This is a genomic window from Bradyrhizobium campsiandrae (assembly GCF_014529705.1).
Classification (GTDB): Bacteria; Pseudomonadota; Alphaproteobacteria; order Rhizobiales; family Xanthobacteraceae; genus Bradyrhizobium; species Bradyrhizobium campsiandrae.
Genome location: NZ_JAANIH010000012.1, coordinates 80,906 through 100,682 on the forward strand (window position 1 = coordinate 80,906; position 19,777 = coordinate 100,682).

The 19,777-nt window shown below is 65.5% G+C and carries 16 protein-coding genes; 15 read left to right on the forward strand and 1 reads right to left on the reverse strand.

Going from position 1 to position 19,777, the window contains the following annotated elements:
- The first annotated feature begins 35 nt into the window (after positions 1 to 35).
- The 12 genes from oxlT (at position 36) to G8O24_RS11390 (ending at position 13,740) form a co-directional block, all read left to right on the forward strand.
- Positions 36 to 1,370, forward strand: a complete 1,335-nt coding sequence (oxlT, locus tag G8O24_RS11335) for an oxalate/formate MFS antiporter (RefSeq protein ID WP_188099178.1) — start codon at positions 36 to 38, stop codon at positions 1,368 to 1,370.
- Between the two features lie 179 nt (positions 1,371 to 1,549).
- A complete protein-coding gene (locus G8O24_RS11340; protein WP_188099180.1) occupies positions 1,550 to 1,978 on the forward strand; it encodes a CBS domain-containing protein in 429 nt (142 codons plus the stop codon).
- Between the two features lie 102 nt (positions 1,979 to 2,080).
- Positions 2,081 to 3,100, forward strand: coding sequence for a 2-dehydropantoate 2-reductase (locus G8O24_RS11345; protein WP_188099182.1), 1,020 nt, complete (start codon positions 2,081 to 2,083; stop codon positions 3,098 to 3,100).
- Positions 3,100 to 3,885 carry a fumarylacetoacetate hydrolase family protein gene (locus G8O24_RS11350; RefSeq protein WP_188099184.1) on the forward strand — a complete coding sequence of 262 codons (786 nt, stop codon included), beginning with the start codon at positions 3,100 to 3,102 and terminating at the stop codon, positions 3,883 to 3,885. The genes G8O24_RS11345 and G8O24_RS11350 overlap by 1 nt, the downstream gene beginning before the upstream one ends.
- Positions 3,886 to 4,023: 138 nt before the next feature.
- Positions 4,024 to 5,430 (forward strand): coiled-coil domain-containing protein, encoded by a 1,407-nt coding sequence (locus tag G8O24_RS11355; RefSeq protein WP_188099185.1) that lies wholly within the window; start codon positions 4,024 to 4,026, stop codon positions 5,428 to 5,430.
- A 56-nt stretch (positions 5,431 to 5,486) separates the two neighbouring features.
- Positions 5,487 to 6,203, forward strand: a complete 717-nt coding sequence (locus G8O24_RS11360) for a hypothetical protein (protein WP_188099187.1) — start codon at positions 5,487 to 5,489, stop codon at positions 6,201 to 6,203.
- Between the two features lie 167 nt (positions 6,204 to 6,370).
- Positions 6,371 to 6,574 carry a hypothetical protein gene (locus G8O24_RS11365; RefSeq protein ID WP_018647766.1) on the forward strand — a complete coding sequence of 68 codons (204 nt, stop codon included), beginning with the start codon at positions 6,371 to 6,373 and terminating at the stop codon, positions 6,572 to 6,574.
- A 40-nt stretch (positions 6,575 to 6,614) separates the two neighbouring features.
- Positions 6,615 to 7,265 (forward strand): hypothetical protein, encoded by a 651-nt coding sequence (locus G8O24_RS11370; RefSeq protein ID WP_188099189.1) that lies wholly within the window; start codon positions 6,615 to 6,617, stop codon positions 7,263 to 7,265.
- Positions 7,266 to 7,591: 326 nt separating this feature from the next.
- A complete protein-coding gene (locus G8O24_RS11375) occupies positions 7,592 to 8,587 on the forward strand; it encodes an NAD(P)H-dependent flavin oxidoreductase (RefSeq protein WP_188099191.1) in 996 nt (331 codons plus the stop codon).
- A gap of 25 nt (positions 8,588 to 8,612) precedes the next feature.
- Positions 8,613 to 9,584 (forward strand): zinc-binding dehydrogenase, encoded by a 972-nt coding sequence (locus G8O24_RS11380; protein ID WP_188099193.1) that lies wholly within the window; start codon positions 8,613 to 8,615, stop codon positions 9,582 to 9,584.
- Between the two features lie 239 nt (positions 9,585 to 9,823).
- Positions 9,824 to 11,197, forward strand: a complete 1,374-nt coding sequence (locus G8O24_RS11385; RefSeq protein ID WP_188099195.1) for a cation-efflux pump — start codon at positions 9,824 to 9,826, stop codon at positions 11,195 to 11,197.
- A 227-nt stretch (positions 11,198 to 11,424) separates the two neighbouring features.
- On the forward strand, positions 11,425 to 13,740 hold the full coding sequence (locus tag G8O24_RS11390) for a PAS domain-containing sensor histidine kinase (protein ID WP_188099197.1): 2,316 nt from the start codon (positions 11,425 to 11,427) through the stop codon (positions 13,738 to 13,740).
- Positions 13,741 to 13,743: 3 nt separating this feature from the next.
- Here G8O24_RS11390 and G8O24_RS11395 read toward each other — a convergent pair whose 3' ends face one another.
- Positions 13,744 to 14,637: a LysR family transcriptional regulator gene (locus G8O24_RS11395; protein ID WP_188099199.1), complete on the reverse strand. Its 894-nt coding sequence runs from the start codon at positions 14,635 to 14,637 to the stop codon at positions 13,744 to 13,746.
- A gap of 224 nt (positions 14,638 to 14,861) precedes the next feature.
- Here G8O24_RS11395 and G8O24_RS11400 point away from each other — a divergent pair, with 224 nt between their 5' ends.
- The 3 genes from G8O24_RS11400 to fdhF are packed head-to-tail and all read left to right on the forward strand — an operon-like array spanning position 14,862 to position 19,775.
- A complete protein-coding gene (locus G8O24_RS11400; RefSeq protein ID WP_188099201.1) occupies positions 14,862 to 15,338 on the forward strand; it encodes a formate dehydrogenase subunit gamma in 477 nt (158 codons plus the stop codon).
- A complete protein-coding gene (locus tag G8O24_RS11405) occupies positions 15,335 to 16,891 on the forward strand; it encodes a formate dehydrogenase beta subunit (protein ID WP_188099203.1) in 1,557 nt (518 codons plus the stop codon). Before G8O24_RS11400 ends, G8O24_RS11405 begins: the two co-directional genes overlap by 4 nt.
- Before the next feature lie 10 nt (positions 16,892 to 16,901).
- On the forward strand, positions 16,902 to 19,775 hold the full coding sequence (gene fdhF / locus G8O24_RS11410) for a formate dehydrogenase subunit alpha (protein WP_188099205.1): 2,874 nt from the start codon (positions 16,902 to 16,904) through the stop codon (positions 19,773 to 19,775).
- Positions 19,776 to 19,777: the final 2 nt, after the last annotated feature.

Sequence of the window (19,777 nt, forward strand, 5' to 3'; positions counted from 1 at the left end):
GTGTCGCGACCAGACAGGCGCTTGGGAGGATGTTGATGATTTCCAGCACGGATGGCGCCGTCACAGCTGCGCCTCTTCGCACCGGTTTCCGTTGGCTCCAGCTCGGCATGGGCATCGTCTGCATGGCGATGATCGCCAACCTGCAATATGGCTGGACGCTGTTCGTCGATCCGATCGATCACGCGCACCATTGGGGTCGCGCCGCGATCCAGCTCGCTTTCACCATCTTCGTCGTCACCGAGACCTGGCTGGTGCCGGTCGAGGCGTGGTTCGTCGACAAATATGGCCCGCGCATCGTCATCATGTTCGGCGGCGTGATGATCGCACTGTCCTGGGTGCTCAACTCCTACGCCGACTCGCTGCCCCTGCTCTACACCGCAGCCGTCATCGGCGGGATCGGCGCGGGCGCGGTATACGGCGCCTGCGTCGGCAACGCGCTGAAATGGTTTCCAGATCGTCGCGGCCTCGCCGCCGGCGCAACCGCTGCCGGTTTCGGCGCGGGCGCAGCGCTCACCGTGGTGCCGATCGCGGCCATGATCGCATCGTCCGGCTATCAGCAGGCCTTCCTGACCTTCGGCATCGGCCAAGGCGTGATCGTGTTCGTGCTCGCCTTCTTCATCCAGCCGCCGCGGCTCTCGATCCCGCCGAAGAAGAAGCAGCTCAACCTGCCGCAGACCAAGATCGACTTCACCCCGCCTCAGGTGCTGCGCGCTCCGATCTTCTGGATCATGTACCTCGTCTTCGTGATGGTTGCCTCCGGCGGCCTGATGACCGCGGCGCAGATCGCCCCGATCGCGCACGACTTCAAGATCGCCGATACGCCAGTCTCGCTCGCCGGCTTCCAGATGGCGGCGTTGACCTTTGCGATCTCGCTCGACCGCATCTTCGACGGCTTCGGTCGCCCGTTCTTCGGCTTCGTCTCCGACACGATCGGCCGCGAGAACACCATGTTCATCGCCTTCGGCACCGCCGCCCTGATGCTGCTGACGCTGTCGGCCTACGGCCACGTGCCGCTCGTCTTCGTGCTGGCAACAGCCGTGTATTTCGGCGTGTTCGGCGAAATCTACTCGCTGTTCCCCGCGACCTGCGGCGACACGTTCGGCTCGAAATTCGCGACCACCAATAACGGCATGCTCTACACCGCGAAGGGCACCGCCTCGCTGCTGGTTCCGCTCGCAAGCGTGATCTCGACCGCCTACGGCTGGAAGGCCGTGTTCGTGGTGGCCGTGGCGCTGAACGCGACAGCCGCGCTGATGGCGCTGTTCGTGATCAAGCCGCTGCGCCGCTCGTTCATCCTGGGCAAGGAGGCCGAGAGCGCCAATCCTGCAACCGCCAATGCCGAGACCCGGGCCAAGACCGGGACGGCTTGAGCCATCGGCACGAGGGACAAATCGAAACGGGGCGCAGCGATGCGCCCCTTTTTCTTTGTTCGCTGACGACAAACGTCAGCATCACTGCCGCAAGATTTTTCGGATCAGCCAAATCCAGCGCTTGACGATTGGCATTATGTATACCACACTTCATGCATCGTTCACCCAGGGAGGTTGCCATGCTGGTCGGAGACATTCTGCGCAAGAAGACGCCGCGCGTTGTCACGGTGCGAATGAACGAAACGGTGGGAATCGCCGCCAAGCTGATGCGCGCCAACAACATCAGCGCGCTGGTGGTGAAGGACGTGGTCCGCTCGGAAGGCAACACCGCGGTCGGCATGTTCACCGAGCGCGACGTGGTGCGCGCGGTCGCCGAGCACGGCGCGGGGGCCATCAACGTCAAGGTCTCGCAGCTCGTCTCGGTGCAGCAGCTCGTCTCCTGCACCTCCTCGGATACGATCGAGCACGTCCGGCATCTGATGAACCGGAATCACATCCGGCACCTGCCCGTGATCGACGATTACAGCCTCGTCTCCGTCATCAGCATGCGCGACATCGCCGCTGCCGTCGACGAGGCCCTCAACGGCGCGCCGCAAGCAGCGGCCTGAAGCAAGACGACCCGATCCCCCTGCGACTGTCGGCCGGCTCGAACCTGTTCGAGCCGGACCGGATCCTTCGTCTCAAGATTCCGCTACCCCCGCGAGGATTTCATGAAGATCTGCATCTACGGCGCCGGCGCGATCGGCGGATATCTCGGCGTGCAGCTGGCGCGTGCTGGCGCCGATGTCAGCCTGGTCGCACGCGGCGCCCATCTCGCCGCGATGCGCGAACGCGGCCTGACGCTGCTCGCCGGCGAGGAGACGCATACCGTCTATCCGCGCTGCACCGACAATGCGGCCGAGCTCGGCGAGCAGGACTACGTCATCGTCACGCTGAAGGCGCATTCGATCACCGGCGTGATCGAGAAGATGCAGCCGCTGCTCGGCTCCCACACCCGCATCGTCACCGCCGTCAACGGCATCCCCTATTGGTACTTCCACAAGCACGGCGGCCAATATGAGAACGCGACGCTGGAGAGCATCGATCCCGGCGGGCGGCAATGGCGCGAGCTCGGGCCTGAGCGCGCCATCGGCTGCATCGTCTATCCCGCCACCGAGATCGAGGCGCCCGGCGTGATCCGCCACGTCTACGGCAACAATTTCCCCCTCGGCGAGCCTTCCGGCGAGATCACCGCCGATGTGCAGCGCCTCGCCGATCTCTTCGTCGCCGCCGGCCTGAAGGCGCCGGTGCTCGACCGCATCCGCGACGAGATCTGGCTCAAGCTGTGGGGCAATGTCTGCTTCAACCCGATCAGCGCGCTGACCCATGCAACACTCGACGTGATCTGCACCGATCCGTCCACGCGGGCGCTGTCGCGCGCGATCATGGTGGAGACGCAGGCCATCGCCGAAACCTTCGGGGTCAAGTTCCGCGTCGACGTCGAGCGCCGCATCGAGGGCGCCCGCAAGGTCGGCGCGCACAAGACCTCGATGCTGCAGGACCTCGAGCGCGGCCGCCCGATGGAGATCGACCCGCTGGTCACGGTGGTGCAGGAGATGGGGCGCCTGACCAAGATCCCGACGCCCGCGCTCGACTCGGTGCTGGCGATGGTGACCCAGCGTGCCCGCGTCGCCGGCCTCTATGACGGTGTCTCCGCGCCCACAGATCCTCGCGCCCTGGCGGTGGCGTGATGAGCACCGAAACGACAATATGGCTGCGCTTCCGCCATGCCGGCACCACCGGCTTCGGCACGCTCACCGCTGATGGCATCCGCGTGCACGAGGGCGAGATGTTCGGCCGCAATGCGGCGACCGGCACGATGCTGACGCTGTCGGAGGTCGAGCTGCTGGCGCCTTGCGCGCCCAGCAAGATCGTCGCGCTCTGGAACAATTTTCACGCGCTCGCGGCCAAGCTCAACCAGCCCGAGCCACCAGAGCCGCTCTATCTGCTCAAGGCCACCACCACCATCACGACACCGGGCGCGGTGATCCGCCGTCCCTCCTACTACGACGGCAAGACCACCTATGAGGGCGAGCTCGGCATCGTCATCGGCAAGAGATGCGCGCGCGTCTCGCCTGATGAGGCCGACGGCTTCATCTTCGGCTACACCTGCGTCAACGACATCACCGCCAACGACATCCTGACCAGCGACCCGACCTTCCCGCAATGGGCGCGGGCCAAGGGCATCGACGATTACGGCCCGTTCGGCCCTGTGATCGCGACCGGCCTCGATCCCGCAAAACTCACCGTCCGCACCATCCTCAACGGCGCGGAACGACAGAACTATCCGATCTCCGACATGATCTTTTCCGCGCAAGCCCTGGTGAGCAAGATCTCCCACGACATGACCCTGCTTCCCGGCGACCTGATCGCCGTCGGCACCTCGGTCGGCGTCGGTGTGATGAAGGAGCCGGTGAATAGTGTGACGGTGGCAATCGACGGTATCGGCGAGCTGACCAACGAGTTCAGGCTGTAGGCTCCGCCTCCGGCCGACCCACCCCGGCTGTGGATCGTGCCTTCCGACACCTCCCGCACCGCCACCCGACCCTTGATCTCGGTTCCACTCTCCAATAGCAATCATGGCGAAAATGTGTGCCGGCGTGAGAGCGTCACGATGTGGCTGTTTTTCCTGGTTGCCTGGCTTGTCCTGCTCGCCGCCATCGCGTTTGTCGCCCCGCAGGCGTTTGGCTACGACATCAGCCATTTGCCCACCCTGTTCGCCAGCCTGCCCATGCCGCAGCGGATCGCTGCCGGCACGATCCTGGTGGTGGGGCTGGCCCTGATCGGCGCTTCCGCCTGGCGGCTCTCGCGGCAGGACCGTCGCCTTGAAACGCTGCGCGACCGTCTCAAGAAGACCCGGGAAGACGTCGTCGTCGCCCATGCCCTGCAAAATCACCTCGATACGACCGTCCAGCACCTGATCGAGAGCGATCCAAGGGAGGCCGTCTCCGCGCTGCACGACAAGCTCGCAGAGACCGAGCAGCGCGCGCTGCTTCAGCAGGGCCGCAACCAGTCCACCGACATGCACGACCAGCTCGCCGAGATCCGCCGGCGCCAACAGGCGCTGCGCGAGATGGTCGGCAAGGTCGCCGATCAACGCCGCGCGGTCGAGCCCGTCTTCACCGAGATCCGCGACCGCCAGAACCAGCTCGAACGCGCGCTGCTCGACCTCGAGACCGACGACCGCAAGAACAATCTGGCGGATCGGTTGAAGGACATCAGCCGCGACGTCGCCGCGCTGCTCGGCCGGGTGGGCGCGGTGCAGGCGACGTTTGCGACGCTCAACCAACACAAGGACGATCTGGCGAAAGCTCATGCCGAGCTGGTGCCGCTGCGCTCAGCGGACGGCGGCATCAATGCGCTGATCGCCGAACTGAGCCTGAGCCATGATGGTCTTGCCAAGAACGTCGACGAGATCGAGACCGGCGGCGAGGCGCCGCTCAGCGCGCGCGTCGAGACGCTGTCGCAGAACAGAAACGAGATCGAGCAGCGCCTCGCACGGATCGACGACAACGCCAACATCCTGAAAAGCATCCGGCTCGATTTCGAGGAGCTCGGCCAGCGCAGGGCCCAGCTCGAACGCTCGCTCACCGAGATCGAGACCGACCCTGACGGCAAGTCGCTCGCCGAGCGCCAGAACGCGCTGCACGATTTCGTCCTGCAATCGCGTCAGCGGCTGGCCGGCTTGCAGGAGACGCTGGCGACGCTGAATGCCTTCAAGACCGAACTGTCGAAATCGCAGGCCGACCTCGTGCCGCTGAAGGCGCCGGTGTTCGGCATCGAGGCCATGATCGCCGATGTCAGCTCTATCAGAGATCTGCTCGCCAGGACCGTCGGCGAGATCGAGGCGAGCGGCGATGTCACCCTCACCTCGCGCGTCGATGCGCTGAGCAAAAGCAAGCGCGAGGTCGAAGACCGCCTCGCCCGCATCTTCGAGAATTTCAACGCGCTCGATGCCTTGCGCAAGGACATCGGCGGCATCTTCTCGACCATCCGCAACAGCCTGAACCGGATCGGATGAAGGTCGATCGACCGTCAGTTTCGAACCGCAATTGATCTGCCCGCGACCAACTCCTCATGCGTTTCATCCTCGGCTTCTTCTCCGGTCTGCTCGGCGCGCTCGCCGGCTGGGCCGGCCTGGCCGCGCTGGTGGTCCTGCTGGCGGGGCCGGACCGCGATGGCGGTATCGCCATGGGCGCCTTCTTCAATATCGGCCCGGTCGGCGGCGTGGTCGGCCTGATCGCCGGCCTCTGGCTGCTCATGCGCTTCGGCTTGGTCCGCAACGCCACGCCGGCACCTGCTGGCGTGATCCCGGATGCCACGCCTCGCGGCGTCACCCGGCTGTCCTTCCCCTTCGCCACCACCGTACTGCTCATCGTGGCAGGGCTGACCTATTGGGGATGGTACGAGTTCATCCGCTCGCCCAACCTCAGCCACGGCTTCATGACGCTCCAGATCGAGTTTCGGCTTCCCACCGGCATGAGCTTGCCGGACAAGGAGGAGGACGTGCGCATCGAAGTCGAGGAAGCCACGGGATATGCCAACGCCATGCTGCCTCCTAACTGGCGCGCGCATGACGGTGACCGCAAGGCGATCATTTCCACAGTTGCGCTGATGTACAAGACGCGCCACCGCGCCGTCAGCCTGACGCTGCCCGTCGTCCCCACGCAGCGCTGGTCGATCGACCTTCCCGCCGATCCTGATCCCACGCCCGGCTTCTCGCCCTGGCGCCTCGCGAGCAATGGATCGCCCGCAGGGATCGAGATGCATTTTCGGCTCAGCGCCGACCGCTGAAGAGCGCACCGCGCCCGGAAACATTCCGAAACATCACATCTGCGCGCGCCCAACTGATGCCGCCAACATGTCGCTGATGCGCCGCAACTTGGTCGCATTCGGCCGCCCTTGTGGGGGCGTGTCTGGGGGCACGGCTCAGCCGTGTTTGGACCAAACCTTCTAGGGGTATGACTGTGAAGAAGATTGTATTTGTTCTGGGTGCGACGCTTGCTCTGGTGACGGCTGCGAACGCGGCTGACCTGCCGCGCCGCCAGCCCGTGCCGGTCTATCCGGCCGAACAGGCTCCGATCGGCAAGATGCCCATCGGCAAGAGCCCGGTTGGCAAGGCCCCGATCGGCAAGGCGCCCGGCCCGGTCGCCGCGCGCTACTGAGCGCTCGCGGAAACAAGCGCCTGTAGTCGAGGGGCACAGCGTGACGAACAAAGCTGACCGATCGGGATCCTGCATCCTTGCGGGGCTCGCGCTTGCGACCATGCTCGCATGCATAATGACCTCGGCTTCTGCGGTTGAAGCGAGCAAGCGCATGGCAGACGCCAGTGCGCTTGCCTCGACCGAGACCGCATCGCGCGCCACACCGCAGGCAACGCGGCGCCCGGTCGCGCGGACGGAGAAAGGTCCCTATTACGTCGACTTCCGCGCGCGGACGGCGGCGAGCTGGGGCCATGCGTTCGTCTGGTACGGCAAGACCAGCGAGCGCGCCGTCGAGGTTGCAGGCTTGACGCCTGCTGGCGACACTTGGGCGTATGTGCTGGGGCACCTGACCTGGGTGCCATCCGAGACCGGCGCGAGCTATGGCGATCTCGATCCGGAATATCTGACCGCGAGCTATCGCGTTTACCTCAACGAGGCCGACGCCAAGCGCGTGTTCGCCTACATCAAGAAATTGCAGGCGAGCTCGCCGGTCTGGAACGCCGAGACCACCAACTGCACCGGGTTCATCGGCGACATCGCCGAATATATGGGCCTGAAGGTCCCCTATCGCTGGCAGCGCCCGGAAAACTTCGTCAACAGCCTGAAAGAGATGAACGGCGGCCGGCAGATGGTCAGGCTGTCGGCAGAGTAGCTGCTAAGCCGTCGTTGAAGCCGCGGGGTCACAACTCGACGACCGTCACCCTGAGGTGTGAGCCGCGGTGCGCAGCATGGCGAGCGAGCCTCGAAGGGCGACGGCCCCGCTGCATCTCGGCCGTTCATCCTTCGAGGCTCTCCATGGGACGCGCTGCGTCCCATGTCTCGCACCTCAGGATGACGGGTCTAAATTATCCGCCTCGCGGAAACACGCCCGCCACCCGCATGACTCACCGCACGCCCACGCAATAGACATTTCGCGACCCCAGCGGCATCCTATCAACCGGCAACAGAGCCTGCCACGCAAGGCGAGGGGGAAACATCATGCTGCAGACACGGTTTACAAAACTCGTCGGCGTCGAGCACCCGATCGTCCAGGGCGGCATGCAATGGGTCGGACGGGCGGAGCTGGTCGCGGCCGTTGCCAATGCCGGCGCACTCGGCTTCATCACGGCGCTGACCCAGCCGGCGCCGGAGGATCTCACCCGCGAGATCGCGCGCTGCCGCGACCTCACTGATAAGCCGTTCGGCGTCAACCTCACCATCCTGCCCGCGATCAAGCCGCCGCCTTACGCCGAATACCGCGCCGCCATCATCGAAGCCGGCATCAAGGTGGTCGAGACCGCCGGCAACAAGCCGCAGGAGCATGTCGAGGAGTTCAAAAAGCACGGCGTCAAGGTCGTGCACAAATGCACCAGCGTCCGCCACGCCCTGTCGGCCGAGCGGATGGGTGTCGACGCCATCTCGATCGACGGCTTCGAATGCGCCGGCCATCCCGGCGAGGACGACACGCCCGGCCTGATCCTGATCCCGGCCGCCGCCAACAAGGTCAAGATTCCGATGATCGCCTCCGGCGGCTTTGCCGACGGCCGCGGCCTCGTCGCGGCGCTGGCGCTCGGTGCCGAGGGCATCAACATGGGCACCCGCTTCATGGCGACCAAGGAGAGCCCGATCCACCAGCTCATCAAGGAGAAGATCGTCGCCAATGACGAGCGCGAGACCGAGCTGATCTTCCGCACCATGCGCAACACCTCGCGCGTCGCCAAGAACGAGATCTCGACCAAAGTCGTCGCGATGGAGAAGGAAGGCGCCAAGTTCGAGGACATCCGCGAGCTCGTGGCCGGTGCCCGCGGCAAGATGGTCTACGCGACCGGCAACTCGGACGAAGGCATCTGGTCGGCCGGCCAGGTGCAGGGCCTGATCCAGGACATCCCGAGCTGCGGCGAGCTGATCTCGCGCATCGTGCGCGAGGCGGAGGCGATCATTCGTTCCAGGCTCGAAGGCATGATCGTTCAGCCGCAGCGCGAAGCAGCCGAATAGTCACTGCAAGAAGCGGGAGCAATTCATGAAGGCTTACGTCTACGGCCCTGACGGCGCTCGGATTTCCGACGTCGCTCAACCAAAACCTGAGGGCACGCAGGTGCTGGTGCGCGTCCGCGCCTGCGGCCTCAATCGCGCCGACACCGGCATGCGCAAGGGCCACGCCCATGGCGCGGCCGGCGGCGTCGGCACCGTGCTCGGCATGGAATGGGCCGGCGAAGTGGCCGAGCTCGGACCGGATGCGAAGGGCGTGAAAATCGGCGATCGCATCATGGGATCGGGCGGCGCCGCGTTCGCCGAGTATACGCTCGCCGATCACGGCCGGCTGTTCCGTGCGCCCTCGAACATGAATTTCGAGGAGGCCGCCACCCTTCCCGTCGCGCTGGCGACCATGCACAATGCCGTCGTCACGATCGGCGGCGTGCAGCCGGGCCAGGCCGTGCTGATCCAGGGCGCGAGCTCCGGCGTCGGCCTGATGGCGATGCAAATCGCCAAGCTCAAGGGCGCAAGGCTCGTGATCGGCTCATCCACCGACGCCTATCGCCGCGGACGGCTGAAGGAGTACGGCGCCGACCTCGCGGTGGATTCCTCCGATCCCAAATGGGTCGACGCGGTGTTGGAGGCGACCGGCGGCGAAGGCGTCGACCTCATCGTCGACCAGGTCTCCGGCAAGGTCGCCAACCAGAACCTCGCCGCAACGAAGATCCTGGGCCGCATCGTCAATGTCGGCCGGCTCGGCGGCACCCATGCCGATTTCAACTTCGACCTGCATGCCGCCCGCCGCATCTCCTATGTCGGCGTCACCTTCCGCACCCGCACCATCGCGGAGGTCCGCGCGATCTTCGAGGAGGTCCGGAAGGACATCTGGGGCGCAGTGGAAGCGCGAAAACTCCAGCTGCCGATCGACAAGGTCTATGCGTTCGACCAGATCGACCAGGCGTTCGAGCACATGGAGGCGAACAAGCATCTGGGGAAGATTGTGGTGACGCTGCCGTAGCCGTCGCTCCGACAACGGTCTTGTAGAGTGGGCAAAGCGAAGCGTGCCCACGATCTGCATCTATCGCGGAAGAACGTGGGCACGGCGCTTTGCGCCTTTGCCCAACCTACGAGAGCGGATTCGTGGTATAAGTGCGCCTTCAGTTCAGAAGCATTCGCAACTCGCTCCTGCAACTCACTCGCGACTAGTTCTGTGGATCGTCGCTTGATGTTCACGAATGCCCTGCTAAATCCCCCGCCATGAGCGGACAACACGACAAGACATCGGTCGCGGCGGTCTCGATCCTCGCCAGCGGCGGCATGGCGGCAGCCAAGTTCGCGGTCGGGATCGCGATCGGATCGCTGGCGCTGATCTCCGAAGCCCTGCACTCCTCGATCGACCTGGTCGCAACCATCATCACCTGGGCGGTGGTGCGGGTCTCGGACAAGCCGGCCGACGACGAGCATCATTACGGCCACGGCAAGCTGGAGAGCATCTCGGCGCTCGGCGTCACCGCGCTCCTTTACGTCCTGGCCGGCGGCATCCTGGTCGAATCCTATAGCCGGCTGCGCGAGGGAACCCCGCCGCCGACGATCTCGGCGGTGCCGTTCGTGGTCCTGGTGCTCGACATCGTGGTCAATCTCTGGCGCGCCCGCGCGCTGCACCGGGCCGCGCGCGAGACGCGGAGCCAGGCGCTCGCGGCCGACGCGCTGCATTTTGCCTCCGACGTGATGGGCTCGTTTGCCGTCATCATCGGCCTGATCCTGGCGGCTTTCGGCTTCTGGTGGGGCGACGCCGCGGCCGCAGCCGCGGTCGCGGTGATGATCGCGGCTCTCGGCCTGCGCATGGCGGGGTCGACGGTGCAGACGCTGGTCGACCGCGCGCCGGAAGGGGCTCTGGAAAAGGCTACTGCGGCAATCCGCAGCGTCCCCGGCGTGATCGACGTCGAGCGCCTGCGCGTGCGCATGGTCGGGGCGACCACCTTCATCGACAGCATCGTCAAGGTGCCCAGGACCTACCCGATCGACCGCGTCGAGGAGATCAAGCGCAGCGCACAGGCCGCGGTCGGGAAGGCCTTCGACGATGCCGACCTCACCTTCGCCGCGGTGCCGGTCGCGCGCGACAACGAGACCGTGCGCGACCGCATCATGGTGATCGCGCATAATTCGGGGCTCGCCATCCACCACGTCACGGTGCACGATCTCGTCACCAAGCTGATCGTCAGCATCGACCTCGAGGTCGATGCGAACATGCAGCTCGAGGCCGCCCACGACATCGCCAACAAATTGGAGCGGAGCATCCAGGAGGAGTTCGGCGAGGACGTCGAGGTCGACGTTCATATCGAGCCGCTGGAGCCGGAACTGCCGTTCGGCGTCGATGCGGCGCCTGACAGGGTGCAGGCGATCGCCGCCGCGCTCACCGAATATGCCGCCGGCGGCGAGATCCACGACATCCACAATGTGCGTGTCCGCAACACCGATGCCGGCGAGATCGTCAACTTCCACTGCCGCGCGACGCCGTCGATGAGCGTCATCAAGGTGCACGAGCACGTCGACGCGATCGAGCGCCGGCTCCGCCGCGCGTTCCCCAGCATCAAGCGCGTCATCAGCCACGCCGAACCGCCGCGGGCGTGAAGCGGGAATGCGCGAGCGCTGCCGCGTTCTCGTTTCGGACTCATCACGCACGTGAGTTTGCGGGCTCGCCGCGGCGTAAACTCTCCATTGGATAAGATTTTTTCGCGTTAACGTTTCGTTGACTCTCGACAGCCTGCGCAAACTGGATTCAAATCGCTGTGATTCGAAAGCGTTGTGGGGCTGCTTTCGAACAGTGTTGCAAGACAGGTTTTCAGGGGGCCGAAGGCATGGCGCGTGCAGACGCCGCGAACGCGTGCGTCCAATCCGACTCGATCAAGGGATTGGCGCAATCGATCGCGAAACCTGCCTATCATCGGCTCCTGATCGCGGAGCCGGCGCTGCGACGCGCCGTGCCGACGCTGATCATCGCCTTCCTCGTCACGATCTGCCTCGGCGCATTCGTCCAGGTCGTCGATCAGACGCGCCAGAAGCGCTTGGTGATGCGGCGCGAAATCTCCATGCTTGCCGAGGTGCTTGCCGAGCGCATCGACCGCCTCACCTTGGCGCGGCAGGAGCGGCTGAAGAACATCGAGAACCTGCCGACGCTCCTGCCGGACCTCATTCCGTCCGAAGGGAACGCCTCGGGCCGCCACGTCATCGTCACTTCGGCCGGCGTCGACCGCCGCATCCTTGCCCGCATTCCCATTGATACCGACCCGGCCGGCAACGGCCACCTGCTCGATGCGATCACCACGGCGCAATTGCTCGCCGCGCCGCCGCGCGACACCAACATCTCCGAGATGACCCTGCCGAACGGCAACGCCGCGATGGCGACCTCGCGGCCGATCAAGTCGCTGCCCGGCATCGTTACCGTGATCCAGGAGCGCAACGAGCCGATCTGGGGATCGGACGCGGCGCTCTCGGTGACCCTGTCGGCGACAACGGGCTTCGTCGTCCTGATCCTCGGCTTCGCCTTCCACTGGCAGTCGACCCGCGCCCGCGAAGGCGACCTGATCAACGACGCCGTGCGCGGCCGGATCGACACCGCGCTCAACCGCGGCCGCTGCGGCCTGTGGGATTGGGACCTGTCGCGCGGCCGGATCTTCTGGTCGCAATCGATGTTCTCGATGCTCGGCCTCGACGGCCGCAACGAGCTGCTCACCTTCGGCGAGGTCAACGCGCTGGTGAAGTCCGACGACATCGACCTGTTCGCGATCGCCGACCAGCTCATCTCCGAGAAGATCGACCACATCGACCAGACCTTCCGCATGCAACATGTCGACGGCCACTGGATCTGGCTGCGCGTCCGCTGCGAGCGCACCCGCGGGGCCAGCGATTCCGGCATGCACCTGATCGGCATCGCCGTCGACATCACCGAGCAGAAGAGCCTTGCCGAGCGCTCCGTGGAGGCCGACCTTCGCCTGCGCGACGCGATCGAGACCATTCCGGAAGCCTTCGTGCTGTGGGACGCGAGCGACCGCCTGGTGCTCTGCAATTCGCACTTCCAGCGCCTGCACAAGCTGCCCGACACGGCCGTGATCCCCGGCACCTCCTATGAGACCGTGCTGGAAGTCGGCCGCATGCCGGAGGTGCGCACCCGCCACAACGAGACCGTCAGCCAGGGCCCCGGCGCACGGACCTTCGAAGCGCAGCTCGACGACGGCAGCTGGCTGCACATCAGCGAGCGGCGCACCAAGGACGGCGGCTACGTCTCGGTCGGCACCGACATCACAAGGATCAAGGAGCACGAGCAGAAGCTGGTCGACAATGATCTGCGCCTGCGCGCCACCGTGATCGACCTCAAGCGCTCGCAGGCGGCGCTGGAGCGTCAGACCATCGAGCTCGCCGATCTCGCCGAGAAATACCAGCGCGAGAAGACCCGGGCCGAGGAAGCCAACCAGACCAAGTCGAAGTTCCTCGCCAATATGAGTCACGAGCTGCGCACGCCGCTCAACGCCATCATCGGCTTCTCCGAGATCATGGGCTCGGGCATGTTCGGCGAGCTCGGCTCCGAAAAGTACCAGGAATACTGCCACGACATCCTGACCAGCGGCCATTATCTGCTCGAAGTCATCAACGACATCCTCGACATGTCCAAGATCGAGGCCGGCCGCATGAAGCTCGACATGGAAGAGCTCGACCTGTCACGGGCGCTGGCGGAATCGCTGCGCGTCGTCTCCGGCCGGGCCCAGGACAAGCACCTGACGCTGGATGCCGACATCGAGAAGTCGATCTCGGTCGTCGCCGATCGCCGCGCCACCAAGCAGATCATCGTCAACCTGCTGTCGAACGCGGTGAAGTTCACCCCCGACGGCGGGCGCATCGTGGTGCGCAGCCGGCAGCTCGAGGACAGGATCGTGCTGATGATTGCCGACACCGGCATCGGCATCGCGCCGCACTCGCTGGCGCGGCTGGGGCGCCCCTTCGAACAGGTCGAGAGCCAGCTCACCAAGACCTATCACGGCTCCGGCCTCGGGCTCGCGATCGCCCGCTCGCTGGCACAGCTCCATGGCGGCTCGATGAAGCTGCGCTCCAGGCTGGAAGTCGGCACCGTCGTCCGCGTGACGCTACCGCGCGACGCGGGGATATCGGCCGCGGCGTGATCCCTACGATTGCAGCGTCGGCGCCACTTCGCGCGCGACATTGACCAGCGCTGCGATCAGGGGGGTCATCGGATCGCGCTGCGGGATCACGAGGCCAATGCTGTAGGTGACCTCGGGGTCGACGATCGGGATCGAGCGAACCGTGTCGGAGAGGCCGAGCGTCTCGGCGAGCTTGGCCGGCATCACGCTCGCCCACCGCCCGGTCTTGACGTGGGTGAACAGGACCAGCAGCGAGTTCGACGTGAGTGTCGGCGTCGCCTCCGCACCGACCGATCGCAGCGCGCGGTCGATGATGCGTCGGTTCTGCATGTCAGGCGTCAGCAGGCACAGCGGCACCTCTCCGACCTCCTTCCAGGTCACCGTCTCGCGATCCCCGAACATCCCGTCGGGCGCGGTGAGCAGGCGATAGCTCTCGTTGTAGAGCGGAATGGTGCGCACCTTGCCGATCGGCTCGTTCTCGATATAGGTCAGCCCGGCATCGACCTCGAGATTTTCGAGCAGGCCCAGCACCTCCGACGAGGTCGTCGAGCGGATGCTGAAGCGCACCTCCGGATGCCGCGCGCGGAACGGCGTCGTCAGCGAGGCGACCATGCCGAGCACGGTCGGGATCGCCGCGATCCTGATCTCGCCGGAGAGCTGATGCTTCAGTCCGTTGATCTCCTCGCGCATCGCGCGGGCATCGCCGACGATCCGCCTTGCCCAGTCCAGCGCCCGCTCGCCCTCGGGGGTAAATCCCTGGAAGCGGGATCCGCGCTGCACCAGCATCACGCCGAGGATCTCCTCGAGCTGCTTCAGCCCGGTCGACATGGTCGGCTGGGTCACGCCGCAGGCCTCCGCCGCCCGTCCAAAATGCCGCTCCTTGGCCAGCGCCAGCAGCAGTTCAAGCTTGTCGATCAACCGGTCGTCCCCTCGAAATATCTCGTGGCACGCAAGCTACCACGCCGGGCCTGCAGCAACACGCAAAAACCGGCAGCCGATCCAAGTTTCATTGCCAGCTTCTATCGATCCATTGCGCTTTTCAATCGATCTGAATTCGCAATCGCAGCATGAGACAGCTTTATTGATCTTCGAATGATTCCAAATAGTTTGCATGCAAGGAACGCTCAATTTGAGAATGAAGAATGACAGCGGTTTTCGAGCTTTGGGACGAGACGCGCGGCATGGAGATCATCGCCGAGCACGCAAGCCAGGAGGGCGCGACGCTCGTCATCCTCCACGCGCTCCAGGAGGCGTTCGGCTACGTGCCGGAGGCAGCGATTCCGATGGTGGCGCAGGCGCTCAATCTGTCGCGCGCCGAGGTCCATGGCGTCTTCACCTTTTACCATGACTTCCGCCACAAGCCGGCCGGCCGCCACGTGCTGAAGCTGTGCCGCGCCGAGGCCTGCCAGGCCGCCGGCGGCGATGCGCTGGCGGCGCGCGCCGAGGCGAAGCTTGGCGTCACGCTCGGCAACACCACCGCGGATGATCGTGTCACGCTGGAGCCGATTTACTGCCTCGGATTGTGTGCGACCGCGCCGTCCGCGATGCTCGATGGCCGCCTCATTGGCCGGCTCGACGAGACGCGCATCGATGCATTGGTCGCGGAGGCGCAGCGATGAGCATGAAGATCTTCATTCCCCGTGATGCCGCTGCCCTCGCCGTCGGCGCCGACGAGATTGCCATGGCGTTCGAGCAGGTCGCGGCAAAGCGCGGCCTGCCGGTCGAGATCATCAGGACCGGGTCACGCGGGCTCTGCTGGCTGGAGCCGATGGTCGAGGTCGCGACACCGGGAGGCCGGATCGCATACGGCCCGGTGAGCACGGAGGACGTCGCCTCCGTGCTCGAGTCGATGGCGAGCGACGGGCCGCACGCGCTGCGGCTCGGCGTCGCGGAGGAGATCCCCTGGCTGAAGCGCCAGACCCGTCTCACCTTCGCCCGCTGCGGCGTGATCGACCCGCGCTCGCTCGACGACTACCGCGCTCATGGCGGCTACAAGGGTTTTGAGCGCGCGCTCTCGCTCGGCTCCGAGGCGATCCTGAACGAGGTGACGACATCCGGCCTGCGCGGCCGTGGCGGCGCGGGCTTTCCGACCGGCATCAAGTGGAAGACGGTCACCCAGGCCAAGGCCGACCGCAAGTTCATCGTCTGCAATGCCGACGAAGGCGACAGCGGCACTTTTGCCGACCGCATGATCATGGAAGGCGATCCCTTCCTCGTCATCGAAGGCATGACGATCGCCGGCATCACGGTCGGCGCGACCAAGGGCTACATCTACATCCGCAGCGAATACCCGCACGCGGTCGAAGCGATGAATGCCGCTATCGTCGCGGCGCGGCGCGGCGGCTGTCTCGGCGACAGGATCGGCGGCTCCGCCCATAGCTTCGACATGGAAGTCCGCGTCGGTGCTGGAGCCTACGTCTGCGGCGAAGAGACCTCGCTGCTGGAGAGCCTCGAAGGACGTCGCGGCATCGTGCGCGCCAAGCCGCCGCTGCCGGCGCATCGCGGCCTGTTCGGCAAGCCAACGGTCATCAACAACGTGCTGTCGTTCGCCGCCATTCCCTTCATCCTCGCCGAGGGCGCCAAGACCTATGCGGATTTCGGCATGGGCCGCTCGCGCGGCACGATGCCGATCCAGCTCGCCGGCAATCTCCGCTACGGCGGGCTGTTCGAGACTGCCTTCGGCGTGACGCTCGGCGAGCTCGTCGACGATATCGGCGGCGGCACGTTCACCGGCCGCCCCGTCCGAGCGGTGCAGGTCGGCGGGCCGCTTGGCGCCTACTTCCCGCGCGCACTGTTCGACACCCCGTTCGACTACGAGGCCTTTGCGGCGCGCGACGGCCTGATCGGCCATGGCGGCATCGTCGTGTTCGACGACAGCGTCGACATGCGCCGACAGGCGCGTTTCGCGATGGAGTTCTGCGCGATCGAGTCCTGCGGCAAGTGCACGCCCTGCCGGATCGGCTCGACCCGCGGCGTCGAGACCATCGAGAAGATCATCAATGGCGAACGCGTGAGCGAGAATCTCGCGCTCGTCGAGGACCTCTGCAACACCATGAAACTCGGCTCGCTCTGCGCACTCGGCGGTTTCACGCCCTACCCCGTGCTCAGCGCCTTGAAGCACTTCCGGGAGGATTTCGCCCCCATCCCGACCACGCTTCAGGCCGCGGAATAGGAGAACGACGATGTCTCTGATCGAAGAAATCGACTACGGCACGCCGGCTTCCAAATCGGAAACGATGGTCACGCTGACCATCGACGGCAATCAGGTCACGGTGCCCGAGGGGACCTCGATCATGCGCGCGGCAATGGATGCCGGCCACCAGATCCCGAAGCTCTGCGCCACCGATATGGTCGACGCATTCGGCTCCTGCCGGCTCTGCCTCGTCGAGATCGAAGGCCGCGCCGGCACGCCGGCCTCGTGCACCACGCCCGTGATGAACGGCCTCGTCGTGCACACCCAGACCGAGCGGTTGAAGAAGCTGCGCAAGGGCGTGATGGAGCTTTACATCTCCGACCATCCGCTCGACTGCCTCACCTGCGGCGCCAACGGCGATTGCGAATTGCAGGACATGGCCGGCGCCGTCGGCCTGCGCGACGTCCGCTACGGCTACGAAGGCGAGAACCATGTCTTCGCCAAGACCCATGGCCGCGACAACGACCACTGGATGCCGAAGGACGAGTCCAACCCGTACTTCACCTATGATCCCTCCAAGTGTATCGTCTGCTCGCGCTGCGTCCGCGCCTGCGAGGAGGTGCAGGGCACCTTCGCGCTGACCATCTCCGGCCGCGGCTTCGACAGCCGCGTCTCGCCCGGCATGAACGAGAGCTTCCTGGGTTCCGAATGCGTCTCCTGCGGCGCCTGCGTGCAGGCCTGCCCGACCGCAACGCTGACGGAAAAGTCCGTGATCGAGATCGGCCAGCCCGAGCACTCGGTCGTCACCACCTGCGCCTATTGCGGCGTCGGCTGCGCCTTCAAGGCGGAAATGCGCGGCGAGGAAGTCGTGCGCATGGTGCCCTACAAGGACGGCAAGGCCAATCGCGGCCATTCCTGCGTCAAGGGCCGCTTCGCCTGGGGTTACACCAACCACAAGGAGCGTATCCTTAAACCCATGATCCGCGAGCGGATCGAGGATCCCTGGAAAGAGGTGTCCTGGGACGAAGCGTTCTCGTTTGCCGCCGCCAGGATGCGCGGCATCCAGACAAAGTACGGCCGCGATGCCATCGGCGGCATCACCTCGTCGCGCTGCACCAATGAAGAGACCTACCTGGTGCAGAAGCTGATCCGCGCCGGCTTCGGCAACAACAATGTCGACACCTGCGCCCGCGTCTGCCACTCGCCGACCGGTTACGGCCTTGCCACCACCTTCGGCACCTCCGCCGGCACGCAGGATTTCGACTCGGTCGAGCATACCGACGTCGTCGTCGTCATCGGGGCAAATCCCGCTTCAGCTCACCCCGTGTTTGCTTCGCGCTTGAAGAAGCGGCTGCGCCAAGGTGCAAGACTGATCGTGATCGATCCGCGCCGGACCGAGATGGTGGAATCGCCGCATGTGAAGGCGCTGCACCTGCCCCTGATGCCCGGCACCAATGTCGCGGTCATGACCGCGCTGGCGCATGTCATCGTCACCGAAGGCCTCGTCAATGAGGCCTTCGTGCGCGAACGCTGCGACTGGAGCGAGTTCGAGGAATGGGCGGCGTTCGTCGCCCAGCCGAACAACAGCCCGGAAGCGACCGCGATCCTCACCGGCGTCGATCCCAGCGATCTGCGCGAAGCTGCCCGCGTCTACGCCACCGGCGGCAACGGCGCGATCTATTACGGCCTCGGCGTCACCGAGCACAGCCAGGGCTCGACCACCGTGATCGCGATCGCCAATCTCGCGATGGCGACCGGCAATGTCGGCCGTCCCGGCGTCGGCGTGAACCCGCTCCGCGGTCAGAACAACGTGCAGGGCTCTTGCGACATGGGCTCGTTCCCGCACGAATTGCCCGGCTACCGCCACATCTCGGGCGAGGCCGTCCGCGACCAGTTCGAGGCGCTGTGGAACGTCAAGCTCAACCCCGAGCCCGGCCTGCGCATCCCGAACATGTTCGACGCCGCGGTCGAAGGCACCTTCATGGGTCTCTACGTCCAGGGCGAGGACATCCTCCAGTCCGATCCCAACACCAGCCACGTGGTGGCGGCGCTGTCGGCGATGGAATGCGTCATCGTTCACGACCTCTTCCTGAACGAGACCGCGAACTACGCCCACGTCTTCCTGCCCGGTTCGAGCTTCCTGGAGAAAGACGGCACCTTCACCAATGCCGAGCGCCGCATCCAGCGCGTGCGCAAGGTGATGACGCCGAAGAACGGCCTCGCCGACTGGGAGGTGACCATCGGCCTTGCCAAGGCGATGGGCTTCGAAATGAAGTACAGCCACCCGTCGGAGATCATGGACGAGATCGCGGCACTGACGCCGACCTTCGCCGGCGTCTCCTACGCCAAGCTCGACGAGCTCGGCTCGGTGCAGTGGCCGTGCAACGAGAAGGCGCCCGAGGGCACGCCGGTGATGCATATCGACGGCTTCGTCCGCGGCAAAGGCAAGTTCGTCGTCACCGAATATGTCGCGACCGACGAGCGCACCGGTCCGCGCTATCCGCTGCTGCTCACCACGGGGCGCATCCTCAGCCAGTACAATGTCGGCGCCCAGACGCGGCGGACCGAGAACGTGGTCTGGCATGCCGAGGACAGGCTGGAGATCCACCCACACGATGCCGAGCAGCGCGGCGTGCGCGACGGCGACTGGGTGCGGCTGAAGAGCCGCGCCGGCGAAACCACGCTGCGCGCGGAGATCACCGACCGCGTCGCGCCCGGCGTCGTCTACACCACTTTCCACCACCCGGACACGCAGGCCAACGTCATCACGACCGACTATTCGGACTGGGCGACCAACTGCCCCGAATACAAGGTCACGGCGGTGCAGGTCTCGCCCTCGAACGGTCCCTCAGACTGGCAGAAGGCGTATGACGCGCAGGCGCGGCAATCCCGCCGCATCGCGCCGGCCGAGGCCGCGGAGTAGCG

Coding starts and splice junctions, on each gene's coding strand:
- oxlT (WP_188099178.1), top strand. CDS start 36: ATGATTTCCAGCACGGATGGCGCCGTCACAGCTGCGCCTCTTCGCACC.
- G8O24_RS11340 (WP_188099180.1), top strand. CDS start 1,550: ATGCTGGTCGGAGACATTCTGCGCAAGAAGACGCCGCGCGTTGTCACG.
- G8O24_RS11345 (WP_188099182.1), top strand. CDS start 2,081: ATGAAGATCTGCATCTACGGCGCCGGCGCGATCGGCGGATATCTCGGC.
- G8O24_RS11350 (WP_188099184.1), top strand. CDS start 3,100: ATGAGCACCGAAACGACAATATGGCTGCGCTTCCGCCATGCCGGCACC.
- G8O24_RS11355 (WP_188099185.1), top strand. CDS start 4,024: ATGTGGCTGTTTTTCCTGGTTGCCTGGCTTGTCCTGCTCGCCGCCATC.
- G8O24_RS11360 (WP_188099187.1), top strand. CDS start 5,487: ATGCGTTTCATCCTCGGCTTCTTCTCCGGTCTGCTCGGCGCGCTCGCC.
- G8O24_RS11365 (WP_018647766.1), top strand. CDS start 6,371: ATGACTGTGAAGAAGATTGTATTTGTTCTGGGTGCGACGCTTGCTCTG.
- G8O24_RS11375 (WP_188099191.1), top strand. CDS start 7,592: ATGCTGCAGACACGGTTTACAAAACTCGTCGGCGTCGAGCACCCGATC.
- G8O24_RS11380 (WP_188099193.1), top strand. CDS start 8,613: ATGAAGGCTTACGTCTACGGCCCTGACGGCGCTCGGATTTCCGACGTC.
- G8O24_RS11385 (WP_188099195.1), top strand. CDS start 9,824: ATGAGCGGACAACACGACAAGACATCGGTCGCGGCGGTCTCGATCCTC.
- G8O24_RS11390 (WP_188099197.1), top strand. CDS start 11,425: ATGGCGCGTGCAGACGCCGCGAACGCGTGCGTCCAATCCGACTCGATC.
- G8O24_RS11400 (WP_188099201.1), top strand. CDS start 14,862: ATGACAGCGGTTTTCGAGCTTTGGGACGAGACGCGCGGCATGGAGATC.
- G8O24_RS11405 (WP_188099203.1), top strand. CDS start 15,335: ATGAGCATGAAGATCTTCATTCCCCGTGATGCCGCTGCCCTCGCCGTC.
- fdhF (WP_188099205.1), top strand. CDS start 16,902: ATGTCTCTGATCGAAGAAATCGACTACGGCACGCCGGCTTCCAAATCG.